This window comes from Streptomyces sp. NPDC007189, from assembly GCF_040703635.1.
GTDB lineage: Bacteria > Actinomycetota > Actinomycetes > Streptomycetales > Streptomycetaceae > Streptomyces.
Genome location: NZ_JBEYEY010000007.1, coordinates 117,301 through 132,105, shown reverse-complemented (window position 1 = coordinate 132,105; position 14,805 = coordinate 117,301). Strand labels below are relative to the sequence as shown.

Genomic DNA, 14,805 nt, shown 5'->3' with positions numbered 1-14,805 from the left:
CACCAGGAAGGATCTTCACCAGCAATGGCCGACGAGAACACCCCAGAGACTCCTGAGACCGAGGGCGGCGAACTCGCCATGCGCGTCGAGCCCGTCGGGCTCGAGACGGAGATGCAGCGCTCGTACCTGGACTACGCGATGTCCGTCATCGTGTCCCGTGCGCTGCCCGACGTCCGGGACGGCCTCAAGCCCGTCCACCGGCGCGTGCTGTACGCGATGTACGACGGCGGCTACCGCCCCGACCGCGGCTTCTACAAGTGCGCCCGTGTCGTCGGCGACGTCATGGGCAACTACCACCCGCACGGCGACAGTTCGATCTACGACGCGCTGGTGCGGCTCGCCCAGCCGTGGTCGATGCGGATGCCGCTGGTCGACTCCAACGGCAACTTCGGCTCCCCGGGCAACGACCCCGCGGCCGCCATGCGGTACACCGAGTGCAAGATGGCGCCGCTGTCGATGGAGATGGTCCGCGACATCGACGAGGAGACCGTCGACTTCACGGACAACTACGACGGCCGTTCCCAGGAGCCGACCGTCCTGCCGGCCCGCTTCCCGAACCTGCTGATCAACGGCTCGGCCGGTATCGCAGTCGGCATGGCCACCAACATTCCGCCGCACAACCTGCGCGAGGTCGCGGCCGGCGCCCAGTGGTACCTGGAGAACCCCGAGGTCTCGCACGAGGAGCTGCTGGACGCGCTCATGGAGCGCATCAAGGGCCCGGACTTCCCGACCGGCGCCCTGGTGGTGGGCCGCAAGGGCATCGAGGAGGCGTACCGCACCGGGCGCGGCTCCATCACGATGCGCGCGGTGGTCGAGGTCGAGGAGATCCAGGGCCGGCAGTGCCTGGTGGTGACCGAACTGCCGTACCAGGTCAACCCGGACAACCTGGCGCAGAAGATTGCCGACCTGGTCAAGGACGGCAAGATCGGCGGCATCGCCGACGTCCGCGACGAGACGTCGTCCCGTACGGGCCAGCGCCTGGTGATCGTGCTGAAGCGCGACGCGGTCGCCAAGGTGGTCCTGAACAACCTGTACAAGCACACCGACCTGCAGACCAACTTCGGCGCCAACATGCTGGCGCTGGTCGACGGCGTGCCGCGCACGCTGTCCCTGGACGCGTTCATCCGGCACTGGGTGACGCACCAGATCGAGGTCATCGTCCGCCGTACCCGCTTCCGGCTGCGCAAGGCCGAGGAGCGCGCGCACATCCTGCGCGGCCTGCTGAAGGCCCTGGACGCCATCGACGAGGTCATCGCGCTGATCCGGCGCAGTGACACCGTCGACGTCGCGCGCAGCGGCCTGATGGACCTGCTGGAGATCGACGAGATCCAGGCCAACGCGATCCTCGAGATGCAGCTGCGGCGCCTGGCGGCCCTGGAGCGGCAGAAGATCGTCCAGGAGCACGACGAACTCCAGGCGAAGATCAACGAGTACAACGAGATCCTCGCCTCCCCGGTCCGCCAGCGCGGCATCGTCAGTGAGGAACTGGCCGCGATCGTCGAGAAGTACGGCGACGACCGCCAGACCAAGCTGATCCCGTACGAGGGCGACATGTCCATCGAGGACCTGATCGCCGAGGAGGACATCGTCGTCACGGTCACCCGCGGCGGCTATGTCAAGCGGACCAAGACAGACGACTACCGGGCGCAGAAGCGCGGCGGCAAGGGCGTGCGGGGCACGAAGCTGAAGGAAGACGACATCGTCGACCACTTCTTCGTCTCCACCACGCACCACTGGCTGCTGTTCTTCACCAACAAGGGCCGGGTGTACCGGGCGAAGGCGTACGAGCTGCCCGAGGCAGGCCGGGACGCGCGCGGCCAGCACGTGGCGAACCTGCTCGCCTTCCAGCCGGACGAGGCGATCGCCGAGATCCTCGCCATCCGGGACTACGACGCGGCGCCGTACCTGGTCCTCGCGACCAAGTCCGGTCTGGTCAAGAAGACGCCTCTGAAGGATTACGATTCGCCCCGCTCCGGCGGCGTGATCGCGATCAATCTGCGCGAGCGCGAGGACGGCACGGGCGACGAGCTGATCGGCGCGGAGCTGGTCTCGGCGGACGACGATCTGCTGCTGATCAGCAAGAAGGCGCAGTCGATCCGGTTCACCGCCTCCGACGAGTCCCTGCGCCCGATGGGCCGCGCCACCTCCGGCGTGAAGGGCATGAGTTTCCGCGAAGGCGATGAACTTCTGTCGATGAATGTTGTTCGGCCGGGTACGTTCGTGTTCACTGCCACCGACGGCGGGTACGCGAAGCGGACCGCCGTCGACGAGTACCGCGTCCAGGGCCGTGGCGGCCTCGGCATCAAGGCCGCCAAGATCGTGGAGGACCGCGGTTCCCTCGTCGGAGCGCTGGTCGTCGAGGAGACCGACGAGATCCTCGCGATCACGCTCTCCGGCGGCGTGATTCGTACGCGAGTCAATGAGATCAGGGAGACGGGCCGTGACACCATGGGCGTCCAACTGATCAACCTGGGCAAGCGCGATGCCGTGGTCGGCATCGCACGTAACGCCGAGGCGGGGCGCGAGGCGGAGGAGGTCGACGGCGAGGAGGCCGCCGACACCGCCGAAGGTGTTCAGGCCGGCGGCACGGACGAGGGTGAGGCGCCCTCGGCCGAGTAGCACGAGGAGAGAGTCATCGTGAGCGGAGCCACGGGCGCCGGATCGGCCGGTACCCCCTCGGGTACGGAGACGGACGGCGGCGGCCGTGGCTCCGCCGCGCACAGGGCGGGTCCGGCGAGCGCGACCGACCCGCACACGACCAACCTGAAGCCGGTCAAGGCGTCCGGGCAGGACTCCGCCGGCACGTCTGGATCCCAGGGGGGAACTGTGACGGACACCCGAGGCCCGGCCGTGGCCGGGGAGGCGCAGTCGCCGTCTCCGCTCCCCCAGGAGCGGGGCCCGGAGCAGCCCGCCGGCCCCTATCACCCGCCGCAGGCCTATCCGGCCCAGCCGCCCGCCGGCGCGGTACGACGTCCGCGTACGGGTGCGCGTACGGCGCCGCGCACCCGTAAGGCGCGGCTGCGGGTGGCCAAGGCCGACCCGTGGTCGGTGATGAAGGTGAGCTTCCTGCTCTCCATCGCGCTCGGCGTCTGCACGATCGTCGCGTCGGCGCTGCTGTGGATGGTCATGGACGCGATGGGCGTGTTCTCGACGGTGGGCGGCACCATCTCGGAGGCGACCGGCTCGAACGAGGGCAACGGCTTCGACCTCCAGGCGTTCCTGTCCCTCCCCCACGTCCTGATGTTCACGTCGGTCATCGCGGTCATCGACGTCGTCCTGGCCACGGCGCTCGCGACGCTCGGCGCGTTCATCTACAACCTGTCCGCGGGCTTCGTGGGCGGCATCGAGCTGACCCTGGCGGAGGACGAGTGACCGGCTGCCCAGCACGCCGGTGACGGTCCCCCGACAACCGATTTTGGGACTGCCGTGGTCGTGCGCTAATCTTCAGGAGTCAGCGCGCGGGACACACACCGCAGAGCGCGGCGGGGCTATAGCTCAGTTGGTTAGAGCGCATCCCTGATAAGGATGAGGCCACAGGTTCAAATCCTGTTAGCCCCACCAGCAAAAAGACCCCCGGTCCGGATGGGCCGGGGGTCTTTTGTCATTGGCGCTCGATAGCGAGCGACGGAGGCAGTGTACGCACCGGCGATCATGGAGGATGCCGTACGAAAAGGGCCCGATCGCTGGCGACGGGGGATGCACCAGCGATCGGGCTGTGGCCAAGGGTAACAAGCCCCGGGGCCTTGTGGGGCCCAGTCGGTCGTTAATAAGTCAGCTTGGCCGGTCAATGACCGCACGGGGGGTCGTAGGAGAGCCGCGGGAGGTACTCGTGCCACCTCTGCGGGGTCATCACGCCCCGGGTGACCGAGCAGATGTGCGCGATCGCCGCGTCGGCGTCCAGGCTCCACACGCGCACCGTGTCGGTGCCGCTGGAGACCCCGAGGACGCGGCTCGTGGGGCTGAAGGACAGGAACGTGCCGGACTTGGCGTTGGGGCTCATCGACTGCCCGATGGGGCTCGCCGAGGAGGGGTGGGCGACGTTCCACAGCCGGACCGTGTTGTCGTTGCCGCCGCTGGCCAGAACGTGACCGTCCGAGCTGAACGTCAGTGTCTTGACCGCCTCCGTGTGGCCGATGAGCGGTGAGCCGAGCGCGGTGGCGGAGGCGGGATGGGCGACGTTCCACAGCCGGACCGTGTCGTCGTCGCTGCCGCTGGCCAGAACCTGCCCGTCGGGGCTGAAGGCGATCGCGTTGACCGGACCGGTGTGCTCGGTGAGCTGGGCGATCCCGGTCGGATGCGCGGGGTCGGTGACGTTCCAGAGACGGATGGTGCTGTCCGCGCTGCCGCTGGCCAGGGTGTGCCCGTCGGGGCTGAAGGCGATGGCGTTGAGAAAACCCCGGTGCCCGAAGAGCGGCCTGCCGAGCACGGCGGGGTGCCCGGGGTCGGCGATGTTCCACAGCTGAACGGTGCGGTCGTCGTAGGCGGTGGCCAGGGTGCGGCCGTCCGGGCTGAAGGCGAGCGTGTCCGGTCCCGCGAACCGGGTCCGCAGGCGGATGGGCGGACCGGCGGCGACCGGGTGGGACGGATCGCTCACGTTCCACAGGTGCACCGCCTGGTTGTTGGTGAGGACGGCGAGGATCCGGCCGTCGGGGGAGAACACCGGCGCCCGGTGGCCGCCGTCCGCCTGCATGAACGGCTCGCCCAGCTGCACGGGCCGCCCGGGCCGCGTCACGTTCCACAGCCGGATCCTGCCGTCCCGGGCCGCCGTGGCCAGCACCCGTCCGTCCGGCCGGAACGCGCCGGTGCGGCCGATGATGTCCGAGGCCGGCAGCGACCACAGGCGCGCCTTGCCGTCGCCGCTGCCGGTGGCGAGGGTCCGCCCGTCCGGGCTGAACTGCAGGGCGTACATCTCCCCGCTGGCGCCCGCGAGCGGCTCCCCGACCTGCGAGGGGGACGAGGGGTCGCGTACGTTCCACAGGCTCGCCGTGCTGTCGGCGCTGGCGGCCGCCAGCCGGCCGCCGTCCCGGCTGAAGGCCACCGACCAGATCGGGCCGGTGTGGCCGGCCAGCGGTGAGCCGAGCGCGGACGGGCGGGCGGGGTCGGTGACGTCCCACAGCCGGATCGTGTCGTCCGCGCTGCCGGAGGCGAGGGTGCGCCCGTCGGGGCTGAACGCCACCGAGTGCACGAGGTCGGTGTGGCCCTGGAGCGCGGTGCCGTACCGCCGGGTGTGGTGCGGGTCGGCCACGTTCCACAGCAGGATCGTGTCGTCGTCACCGCCCGCCGCGACGGTACGGCCGTCGGGGCTGAACGCGACGCTGCGCACCGCGGCGGTGTGGCCGCGCAGGGCCCCGGCCTCGCGCGGGCGGCGCGGGTCGGCCACGTTCCACAGCCGCACCGTGCGGTCCTCGCCGGCGCTCGCCAGCATCCGCCCGTCCGGGCTGAAGGCGAGCAGGTAGATCGTGCCCTGATGGCCGGTGAGCGGCTTGCCCAGCGGCACGGGGTGGGCGGGGTCGGTCACGTTCCACAGCCGGATCATCCCGTCGTCGCCGGCGCTGGCGAGGGTGTGCCCGTCCGGGCTGAAGACGGCGCTGCTCACCCAGCTGGTGTGGCCGGTCAGCGGCTTGCCGAGCGGTTCGGGGCGGCGCGGGTCGGCCACGTTCCACAGCCGCACGGTCCGGTCGTAGCTGGCCGTGGCCAGCGTTTTGCCGTCGGGGCTGAAGGAGGTCAGGTAGACGGCGCCGGTGTGGCCGGTGAGGGGGGTGGCCAGCGGCGCGTTCACGATCGAGATCAGCCTGCTGTACGTCCCCTCGTCGTCCGGACGCAGATGGTGGGCGACCAGGTCGAGCTGGGCGGCCAGGGACGGGTCCGTGTGCTGGACCCGGTCGGCCTCGGCGACCACCTGGGCGAACACGGCGTCGTCCCGCTGCTGCCAGGCGATCACCGCCGAACCGCCCGCGACCAGCGCCAGCACCACCAGCATGGCCACCGCGGCCCGGCTGATCCACACGGTGCGCTTGCGCAGCCGTACCGCCGCGGCCAGGAACTCCACCGCGCTGCGGGTCAGATACGGGTCACCGGCCGACCGCGCCCAGCTGCGGGCATGCTCCAGCCGGGAGCCCCGGTAGAGCAGCGCGCTGTCCCGGCCGGAGTCCTCCCAGGCCCGGCCGTCCTCCTCCAGCCGCTGGCGCAGCAGCTGTCCGCTCCGGTCGTCGTCGATCCAGTGCCGCAGCCGGGGCCAGGCGTGCAGCAGTGCCTCGTGGGTGATCTCCACGGTGTCCGCGTCCAGCGTCACCAGCCGGGCCCGCACCAGGGCCTCCAGGGACTCCTCGGTCTTGCCCGGGTCCGCGGACTCCTCCGCCAGCTGGCGCCGGGTACCCCTCCGGCGGGTGGCCTGGGTGTCCTCGCCCAGCCGGACCAGCCGCAGCAGGAGCAGCCGGGCCGCGGTACGGGCCGCGGGGTCCAGCCCTGACCAGGCGCGCTCGGCGGTCGCCGCGACGGCCCCCTGGATCCCGCCGGCCGCGCGGTAGCCGGCCAGGGTCAGCCGCCCGCCCTTGCGGCGCTGCCAAGTCGCCAGCAGGGCGTGCGAGAGCAGCGGGAGCACCCCGGCGTCGTGTGCTCCGCGCGGTCCGTCGGCGCTCACCTCGCGGACGATCAGTTCGGCGAGCCCCGGCTCCAGCTCCAGACCGACCGCCTTGGCCGGGCCGGTGACCGCCTCGCGCAGTTCGGCGCCGGTCAGCGGCCCGAGCACCATGTGCCGGTGCTGCAGCGCGTCGGCCAGTTCCGGATAGCCGAGGCACTGCTCGTAGAAGTCGGCGCGGATGCCCAGGACGACGAGCACCGGCGCGGGCTCGTCCGAGTCGGCGGACGGGGTGCAGGCGGCGTGCAGCAGCTGGATGAACGTGCGCCGGTCGGCTTCGTCCGCGCAGAGGGTGAAGGCCTCCTCGAACTGGTCCACGACGACGACCGGCCGGCTCTCGTCGGGCGCCTCCCGCCGCGCCCACGCCGACACGGCCTCGCGCGCCGCACGGGCGATCTTGGGGGAGTCGGAGCCGGGGACGGCCGGATCCTCCGTGGCCTCGTGCTCGGCCTGGCGCGCGTCGGCGGCGACCGTGGCGAGATCGGGGACACGGCGGACCAGCTCGGCGAGGGGGTCCGGGCCGGGGACGAGGTGCAGGACGCAGCCGGCGGCGCTCTCCGGGGACGCCGGGGACGCTGTGGCGCTCGGGTTCGAGGCGCCGTGTCCGCCGCGCAGCGCGCCGCCGCGGAGGGCGGGGACCAGGCCGGCGTTCAGCAGGGAGGACTTTCCGGCGCCCGAGGCGCCCACCAGCATCACCAGGCCGCCGGTCCGCTCGGCGGCGCGCAGCTGGGCGACGAGCGCGCTCGTGCTCCGCTCCCGGCCGAAGAACCATCGGGCGTCCTCCTGCCGGTAGGGCGCGAGTCCTCGGTAGGGGCAGACGCCTCCGGCGGGCGGGGCCTGGGCGGGTGGCCGCCGGTTCTCCTCGGCGGGCGGTGCGGGCCGGTCACCGACCGGGTCGGCCAGCGCCCGCTCCCACAGCCGCTGCCAGTGCGCGAGGTCGTACAGACCCGGGGAGACCGGCGCGGGCCGCAGCCGGCGTGCCTCCGGAATCAGGATGTGCAGCACCGCCGCGAGCGCGGTGAACTGCGCCGGTGCGTTCTTGGCCCGGCGCCAGTCGCTGATCCGCTGGGCGGAGACCCGCACGGGCCGCCCCCGCTCGTCGATCCGCTGCAGCCGTACGACCGCCTCGGCGACGCTCTTCAGGGGAGGGTTTCCGGCCTCCTTGTACAGCAGCGCGAGGCGCTCGGCGAAAGCTGTGCGTGCCCCTGAGTCGGAACTCAAGGTCCCACCCCTTTACTTGCCGCCGCATCTGGACGTCCGGACCGGAAAACCCACCTTATATGTCTGACCTGCGGTTAAGCAGTGGAGCGGAGGTTGTGCCCTCCTCCTGGCGGACCTCAAATGGCAGGATCCGGACCCGGTAGCGGACCCCTCACACACCGTCCGGACAGGCCACGGCCCTGCGCCCGGAGAGGCAGCCCCGAGCGTCGAAGGATCTCGGCCAACTTCACCGGAGACATGCGAGCGGACCCCGCAGACACCGATTGAGCGGATGCGACCGAAGGCAGGGAGCGGCGACCGGGCCGTTCCCTGAGCCGTGAGCCGAGAGCCTCCAAGCGGCTCCCTTCTGACGTCCGTGCCAAGCCGACGCGGCACGGATCGACACCCCCGCACCGCCCGGTACCGGTCCCCACGAGGGGAGGGACCGGCACCGGGCGGGCAGGGGCCTTGCCGGACCCCGGCAGGCGGGGGCGCCGGGATGGGCGGGTGACGTTTCACGTGAAACACCCGCCGTGTGGGTGTTTCACGTGAAACACCCACACGGCGTCGAGTACGCGGCCACTTTCCAACAGCCTCCCAGCACAGCCCAGTCCGGTTCAGCGGGCGGCTCCCCGGGCAGTGACGTCCAGGAAGCCACCGTCGAGAGGCCCGCGAGGCTGGAGGACATATGAAGGTCTCCGTCGACCGCTCCCTGTGCTACGGCTCCGCCGAGTGCGCGCACCGGGTGCCGGGCGTGTTCGCGTTCGAGGACGGTTACGGCGTCGTACGGCCCGGGCGGGAGGAGTCCGCTGACGATCCGGAGGTCCGGGAGGCAGCCGAGAAGTGCCCCTCACAGGCCATCGTGCTCACGGAGTAGGGCGGCGGGAGAAGGCCGGCACCGCGTGGCTCACGCGGTGGACGGCGAATCGGCCGGAGCGGTCGGGTAGGTCCACCCGAAGCCGGCCAGGGCGCGGGCCCGGGTCTCGGCGACCGCCATGCGGGCCGCCCGTTCGACCGGGTCGACGTGGGACGCCTGGCCGGTGACCTGACCCTCCCACTTGCGGTAGAGCAGGCCGACCTCCGTGGAGAACCAGCCGCGGCTGACCGCGTCCAGCGCCAGCAGCAGCCCGGTGTCCTCGGACGCCGGCAGCGCCATCCAACCGCCGAGCGCCATGAGCAGCTCGTGCCGGACGCACAGGGTCGCCGGGTGGACGGGGGCCCGGAAGTCGTTCCGCTTCCAGTGGTCGAGCACGGCACCGCGTTCCAGCGGGCCGTCGTCCGGGTTGCCGGGGAAACCGGCTGTCGAGCCGTCCGGCAGCAGGTCGAGGGCCTGGGACGTGGTCCAGCCGACGGTCCGGTCCGCCTCCAGCACGGCCACGTCGCGGGCCAGCGCGCCCGGCGTGAGCCGGTCGTCGGCGTCCAGGACCTTCACGTACGCGCCCTGTGCGCGGGCCAGCGCGATCGTGCGGGCGACCCCTGGACCGCCCGGCCGGCCCTGGCCGAAGCTGATGCGCGCGTCATCCGGGACGTACGGGCGGATCTCGTCCGTCGTACCGTCCTGCTGGATCAGCCACTCCCAGTCCCAGCCACCGGGAAGCCGCTGCTCGCACAGGGACGCGTAGGCGTCCGGCAGGAAACGCGCGGACGGGCCGTGGACAGCGGTGACAACGGTGACGCGCCGGGTCACGGCAGCACTCACCCCTTTCCGGAGAGCGTCGGACGCGCGGGACGCGCCGTGGGTGTGTCGGCCGTCGGTGTGTCGGCCGCGGTTCCATGGGCCATGGTTCCGTCGGCCATCGTCCCAGGCGGGGAACAGGCCGTTGTTCGAGGCGGGAACAGTCCATCGTCCCGGCCCGGAACAGCGCGAGACCCCCGGCCGAACCCGGCCGGGGGTCTTTCCGTGTCGACTGTTGCGTACGCAAGTCGCCGTGTGGTCGAGACGTTGCGGTACTGCGTGGGGTGGGAGGTCAGCAGTCGAGCCTGGCCGTCGAGGACTCTTCGGTGATCACGCTCTCCGCTTCGGTCTCGGCGAGGGGACGGTGCCGGCAGCTGGGGGACTTACCGTGGGCCTCGGCCCGGATGCGCTGCTTCATCGTGGGGGGCAGGGCCGTGGTGCGGGACCAGGACCAGTGGCGTTGGGCCGGGATCGCCGGGACGGTCTTCAACGCGGTGCCGGTGCGGGGGCCCTCGGTGCTGGGTGCGGCCGCCGCGGTCGTGGCGGTCGTGGCGGTGACGATTCCGAGGGCGGTGCACAGTGCGAAGAAGGCGGTGACGATGGCGGTCCACAGCTTCATGACCTTGTTCTTGGTCATGGCCCCTCACTTTCGGGTTGGGCGATTTGCGTACTTTGCTCATGATGTGTATGTGCGCCGCGAAGTGGTGGACCGACGCTCGTGGTGCGTCGATGTTCCGATGAACACCACCCGGATGGCGGCAAGAGGGTCGGAAAGGCCTCAAAACGTGCTCAGCTGAGCGAAGAGGGAGCAAAGTGACCGTCCGTGGGGGTCTGATCACCGTCCGATCGGAACGGCGCCCGACCTGGCCTATTGCGCTGCCGGAGGCGGCAGTTGGGTCCCGACGCAGGTCACCGATCGATATCGGCCGGTGTGTATAGTCGGGCGCCAGAGGTCCCCTACGTCAAGGAAAGACGAGGTCGCGCGGTGAAGAAGCTGCTCCTGGTCGCACTGGCCGCCATCGGCGGGCTCCTCGTGTACCGCCAGATCCAGGCGGATCGCGCCGAGCAGGATCTGTGGACGGAGGCGACTGACTCCGTGCCCACGGGTTCCTGAGTGCCGATTCCAGAATCTGAAGCAGGCCCCGACCGCCCCTCGCGGTCGGGGCTTTGTGTTGCGCAGACCCGTCGGGCGTTGCAGGGCGATTCGGACGGCCGCAGGCATTGCCCGGATGGCGCGTGGGCGCACGCGGCAGGATGGAGCGCGGTCCGGTACGGCGGTGGCGCGGCGAACGCGCCGGCCGTGGAGCGGCGACAGGGGGAGGGCGGCACGTGCGGGAACGAGGACGGGGCAGGGCCTGGTGGTGGCGCCCCGGACGCCGGGCGGTCTCCGGCGCCGTACGGGCGGCCCTGCTGACGGGGCTGTGCGCGCTGCTCGTCCTGCCGGCCGGTACGGCGTCCGCGCACGCAACCGCGGCCGCCGCCGAGGACAGCTCGCCGGAGCCGTACGCCTTCGCGCCCGGCGCCGCTGCCGTCGCGGGCACACCGGGTACCGCCACGGCATCCCGGCTGGAGGCGGGCCGCATCTACCGCAGCTCCCTGGCGAGCAACGGCAAGCTCTACTACCGCCTCGAACTCGCGGCCACCGACACGGCCTACGTCCCCGTCACCGCCGTACCCCCCGCGGACGCCACCGTCTCCGCCACGGACGGCATCGCCGTGTCGGTCCAGGACGCCCACGGCACCCGCTGCTCCTACGCCAACGCCCGCTTCGGCGCCGGGCTCAGCCCCCGCCCGCTCACCGCGCTCGGCCGGCGGGAGCCCGGCAATGCGCTGTGCCAGGGCGCCGGGACGTACTACGTGGTCGTCCAGCGCCTCGACACGCAGGGATCCGGCGCGTTCGCCCCGGCACAGCGCTGGGACCTGGAGATCGCGCCCGCCACGGAACCGCGTACCGCACGGGCCGAGGCCACCTCCGCGCCGCAGGCCTGGGACTCCGCCACGCCCGAACCGCTCACCGGCGAGCCCCGCGACCGCCCCGGCGGCGCCGGATTCGCCTCCGCGAGCACCCTGGGCCAAGGGGTCTGGCGGACGTCCCTCGTGCCCGGCGAGACCCGGTTCTACAAGGTGCCGGTCGACTGGGGACGGCAACTGCACGCTTCCGCCGAACTGGGAAACGCTGCAGGTCACGGCTATGTCGGCGGCGCCCTCAACCTCTCCGTGTACAACCCCGTCCGCGGCTACGTCGAGGACGCCGCCCTCGGCTACACCGGCACACAGAAGCCCGCCGTACTCGCCCCGCTCCCGTCGGTGGAGTACGCCAACCGCTACGCCGTACCCGTCGGCGTCACCTCCGTCCGCTTCGCCGGCGACTACTACCTCGTCCTGCACCTCAGCGAGCGGATGACCGGCACGTTCGGACACGGCCCGTTCGCGGTGACGTTGCGGGTCCGGGTGACCGGGCGGGCGCACGCGGGACCGGAGTACGCCGGGCATCCCGTACCGGACGACGTGTTCACCCCTGCGCGGCAGGACCGCGAGGTGGCCCTCACCGGCACCGCGGGAGGCGGCTCCGCGATGTGGCTGATCGCGATCGGCGGGATCGGCCTCGGGACCGTGCTCCTGCTGGTGCTCGCCGGCTGGACGGTGACGGCACGGCGCGCTCAGACGCGGGTCAACGCCCAGAAACCCACGGCGTAGCAGGCCAGCGCCAGCAACAGCATCGGGATCGCGACCCCGGCCGGCGGCCCGGGCCGCCGACTTCGGGCGGCCCGGCGGCGCGCCCCGCGGCCTTGCGCGGGCACGTTCTGGGCTGTGTAGGAAGCGGTGGAGGCATCGACAGGAGAGTCCGTCGCCGGATGGGGGGACGGTACGACGCTCCAGGGAGCGTGGAGTGCTTGGGGGGTGTGGGTCTGAGGTGTGATGTACGGCTGATGGGGCGGGAGTTGAGGGGGATACGAACCGGAGGCCGACGGCTGCTGGGCGGCGGCGGGGGATGCCTGCGCGTAGGTGGGGGGTTCCTGGAGCGGGGGCGGGAACTCCTGGGGTGGCGGCAGACGGAAACTGCCGGTGTCGGAGAGGGAACCGGTACCCGTGTCCACACCGGAGTCCGGATCGGCACCGGCACGCGTATCCGCGCCGGCACCCGAAGACGGCCCCGTATCCGTCGTACCCGCGCCCGGAAGCGGCCCCGTATCCGTCGTATCCGCCCCGGCGCCCACACTCGAAGAGGACCCCGTGTCCGTGCCCTCCGTCAGGTCCGTCGCCAGCCCCGGCGCCCTCTTGAGCGGACCGTGCGGCCCGAACCCAGGTGGCAGCGGGCCGAGTTGGTCGAAGACCTCGATCAGCTCGTCGTCGGGCGCGGGCTCCGGCAGGAGTTCCGCGGCGGAGCCCAGCGCCTTGCGCGCACCCGTGGCGGTGCGGAAACGCGCGGCCGGGTCGGGCTGGAGCAAGGTGGAGACGACCTGCCACAGCGGTTCCGGAACTCCCTTGGGCGGCCCGGGAGTCCCGTTGTCCAGGAAGTACTGCACGAGCGCCTTGGCGTCAGGCTTGGCGCCCTCGAGCAGATAGAGCGCGACCAGACCCACGGCGAACAGGTCGGCCGGGAAGTCCGGCTCGGCGCCGAGCAATTGCTCGGGTGCCAGATAACCGGGCGTCCCCACCACGAGGTTGGTCTCCGTCAGACGGGGTTCGCCGAGCCGCATGGCGATGCCGAAGTCGGACAGCCGCAGCCGGGGCCGTCCGGTCCCGGTCGCCTCGAGGAGGACGTTGGCGGGCTTGATGTCCCGGTGGATGACCCCCTCGGCGTGCACGGCCGCGAGACCGGAAAGGAGCTGGTCCAGCAGGGTGCACACGAACCCCGGCGGCAGCGGGCCGTAGTCGCCGACCAAGTGGACCAGGGAGCCGCCGCCGACCAGGTCCATGGTGAAGAGCACCTTGTCGTCGTCGGCGGCCCAGCTCGCCGGGGCCAGGACATGGGGATGGTCGATCCGCAGGGCCTGCTCCCGCACGAACCGCAGCAGCGAGTGCGCGTCGCGCTGCTGGAGCACCTTCGCGGCCACATAGCGCCGCCGGCGATGGTCCCAGGCACGCCATACGGCGCCCACGCCCCCGCGCCCGATCGGATCGGCCAGTTCATACCGGCCGGCGAACACCTCACCCATGGCAGCCCATCGCTCCTCCCCCGGAACCCGCGCCGGTTCCCCCGCCCCTTTGTTTCCCCGCTTCCCCTCGCTTCCCCCCTGAACTCCCCCGTTGGACTCCCCCGTGATGAGCGGTACGGCCTGCTCCCCGCTGGAGGACGGGTCCACCCCCATGGACCGCTCCCCGCGCCCGGACGCCCCCACCGGAAGGCGATTCCGGCCCCCGTACCCCCTCCGTGGACCGGGCCGCGGGTCCTAGTTCTGGTGGGACTGGTAGTGCGCGACGGCGTCGGAGGTGCGGCCGGCGCCATAGACGCGCAGGAACTCCGCCAGTTCGGGGTGGGTCGGAGCGAGGCTGTCCGCGGCGTCGATGATGTCGCCCGCGGCGGCCACCGAGCGCAGCAGCGACTGGATCTCGCGGACCACCCGCTTGACCGTGGGCGCCCCGGAACCGCTCGTGGTCTGGGTGGTGTTGTTGAGCACGGAGCCCCCCTGAGACTTCTTGATCTCGTCCATGCGCTCGGTCGCCTCGGCCGCGCTCACACTGCCGTCCGCGACCTGCGCCGCCAGCTCCTGCAGCAACTGCACGCGCTGCACCACGGCAGGATTGCCGATCTTCGCCCGCTGGCCGCTCATCAGCTGCGAGAGCATCGGGGCGGACAGACCCAGGACCGCCGCGAGACGGGCCTGATTGAGCCCGAGATCGTCGATGAGCTTACGGAAGAGCGCCCCCAGCGGCTCCCCGTACCAGTTCCGCTGCAGCTCCCGCGCTCTCGCGGTGGCTTCCTGCTGTGCGGCGTCCATTGCGTCTCCCCATCGCTTCCCCTGAAAACCGCGGTTCGCTGTAGCGAACCACGTCGAGCATCTTACGGAGCGTGGTCATTCACGGGGACCCCCAATCTTTTTGCGGGATACCCGGGGTGACCCGGTACTCTGGTCTGCGGCGCCCACCGGAACGCGGCTTTTCCGGCCGGACGCTGCATCCCGGGGCCTTAGCTCAGTTGGTAGAGCGCCGTCTTTGCATGGCGGATGTCAGGGGTTCGACTCCCCTAGGCTCCACTCAGAAAAGCCTCCCGACCTGCGAAAACGCAGATCGGGAGGCTTTCTCCGTTTCACGTGAAACGGGCCGTGGATCAGGCGAGCGTCAACTCGCC

The 14,805-nt window shown here is 71.5% G+C and carries 10 protein-coding genes and 2 tRNA genes; 7 read left to right on the top strand and 5 right to left on the bottom strand.

Annotated elements, in window-relative coordinates; translation table 11 throughout:
• Window positions 1–24: 24 nt before the first annotated feature.
• The 3 genes from gyrA (at window position 25) to AB0950_RS16705 (ending at window position 3,561) form a co-directional block, all read left to right on the top strand.
• Window positions 25–2,619, top strand: a complete 2,595-nt coding sequence (gyrA, locus tag AB0950_RS16715; RefSeq protein WP_360153213.1) for a DNA gyrase subunit A — start codon at window positions 25–27, stop codon at window positions 2,617–2,619.
• Between the two features lie 18 nt (window positions 2,620–2,637).
• Window positions 2,638–3,372 (top strand): DUF3566 domain-containing protein, encoded by a 735-nt coding sequence (locus AB0950_RS16710; protein ID WP_360153210.1) that lies wholly within the window; start codon window positions 2,638–2,640, stop codon window positions 3,370–3,372.
• Window positions 3,373–3,484: 112 nt separating this feature from the next.
• Window positions 3,485–3,561, top strand: a tRNA-Ile gene (locus tag AB0950_RS16705).
• Window positions 3,562–3,784: 223 nt separating this feature from the next.
• On the opposite strand, the gene AB0950_RS16700 is transcribed toward AB0950_RS16705, so the two are convergent.
• Window positions 3,785–7,858, bottom strand: coding sequence for a WD40 repeat domain-containing protein (locus tag AB0950_RS16700; RefSeq protein ID WP_366778778.1), 4,074 nt, complete (start codon window positions 7,856–7,858; stop codon window positions 3,785–3,787).
• Window positions 7,859–8,525: 667 nt separating this feature from the next.
• Here AB0950_RS16700 and AB0950_RS16695 point away from each other — a divergent pair.
• A complete protein-coding gene (locus AB0950_RS16695) occupies window positions 8,526–8,714 on the top strand; it encodes a ferredoxin (protein ID WP_360153204.1) in 189 nt (62 codons plus the stop codon).
• 30 nt (window positions 8,715–8,744) lie between these two features.
• On the opposite strand, the gene AB0950_RS16690 is transcribed toward AB0950_RS16695, so the two are convergent.
• Together AB0950_RS16690 and AB0950_RS16685 are read right to left on the bottom strand one after the other, a co-directional pair.
• The gene (locus tag AB0950_RS16690) at window positions 8,745–9,524 is read right to left on the bottom strand and encodes a glycosyltransferase family 2 protein (RefSeq protein WP_360153201.1); all 780 of its coding nucleotides are present in this window, start codon (window positions 9,522–9,524) and stop codon (window positions 8,745–8,747) included.
• A 280-nt stretch (window positions 9,525–9,804) separates the two neighbouring features.
• Window positions 9,805–10,149, bottom strand: a complete 345-nt coding sequence (locus AB0950_RS16685) for a DUF6344 domain-containing protein (protein ID WP_360153198.1) — start codon at window positions 10,147–10,149, stop codon at window positions 9,805–9,807.
• A 348-nt stretch (window positions 10,150–10,497) separates the two neighbouring features.
• Between AB0950_RS16685 and AB0950_RS16680 the strand changes: the two genes are divergently transcribed.
• Both AB0950_RS16680 and AB0950_RS16675 read left to right on the top strand, forming a co-directional pair.
• Window positions 10,498–10,626: a DLW-39 family protein gene (locus tag AB0950_RS16680; RefSeq protein ID WP_003999697.1), complete on the top strand. Its 129-nt coding sequence runs from the start codon at window positions 10,498–10,500 to the stop codon at window positions 10,624–10,626.
• A 215-nt stretch (window positions 10,627–10,841) separates the two neighbouring features.
• A complete protein-coding gene (locus AB0950_RS16675) occupies window positions 10,842–12,209 on the top strand; it encodes a hypothetical protein (RefSeq protein WP_366778777.1) in 1,368 nt (455 codons plus the stop codon).
• Here the strand turns inward: AB0950_RS16675 and AB0950_RS16670 are convergent.
• Both AB0950_RS16670 and AB0950_RS16665 read right to left on the bottom strand, forming a co-directional pair.
• The gene (locus AB0950_RS16670) at window positions 12,173–13,672 is read right to left on the bottom strand and encodes a serine/threonine-protein kinase (RefSeq protein ID WP_360153192.1); all 1,500 of its coding nucleotides are present in this window, start codon (window positions 13,670–13,672) and stop codon (window positions 12,173–12,175) included. The genes AB0950_RS16675 and AB0950_RS16670 overlap by 37 nt on opposite strands.
• A 234-nt stretch (window positions 13,673–13,906) precedes the next feature.
• A complete protein-coding gene (locus AB0950_RS16665; RefSeq protein WP_142218689.1) occupies window positions 13,907–14,455 on the bottom strand; it encodes a DNA-binding protein in 549 nt (182 codons plus the stop codon).
• Between the two features lie 182 nt (window positions 14,456–14,637).
• Here AB0950_RS16665 and AB0950_RS16660 point away from each other — a divergent pair.
• Window positions 14,638–14,710 (top strand) — tRNA-Ala (locus tag AB0950_RS16660).
• The last annotated feature ends 95 nt before the right edge of the window (window positions 14,711–14,805 follow it).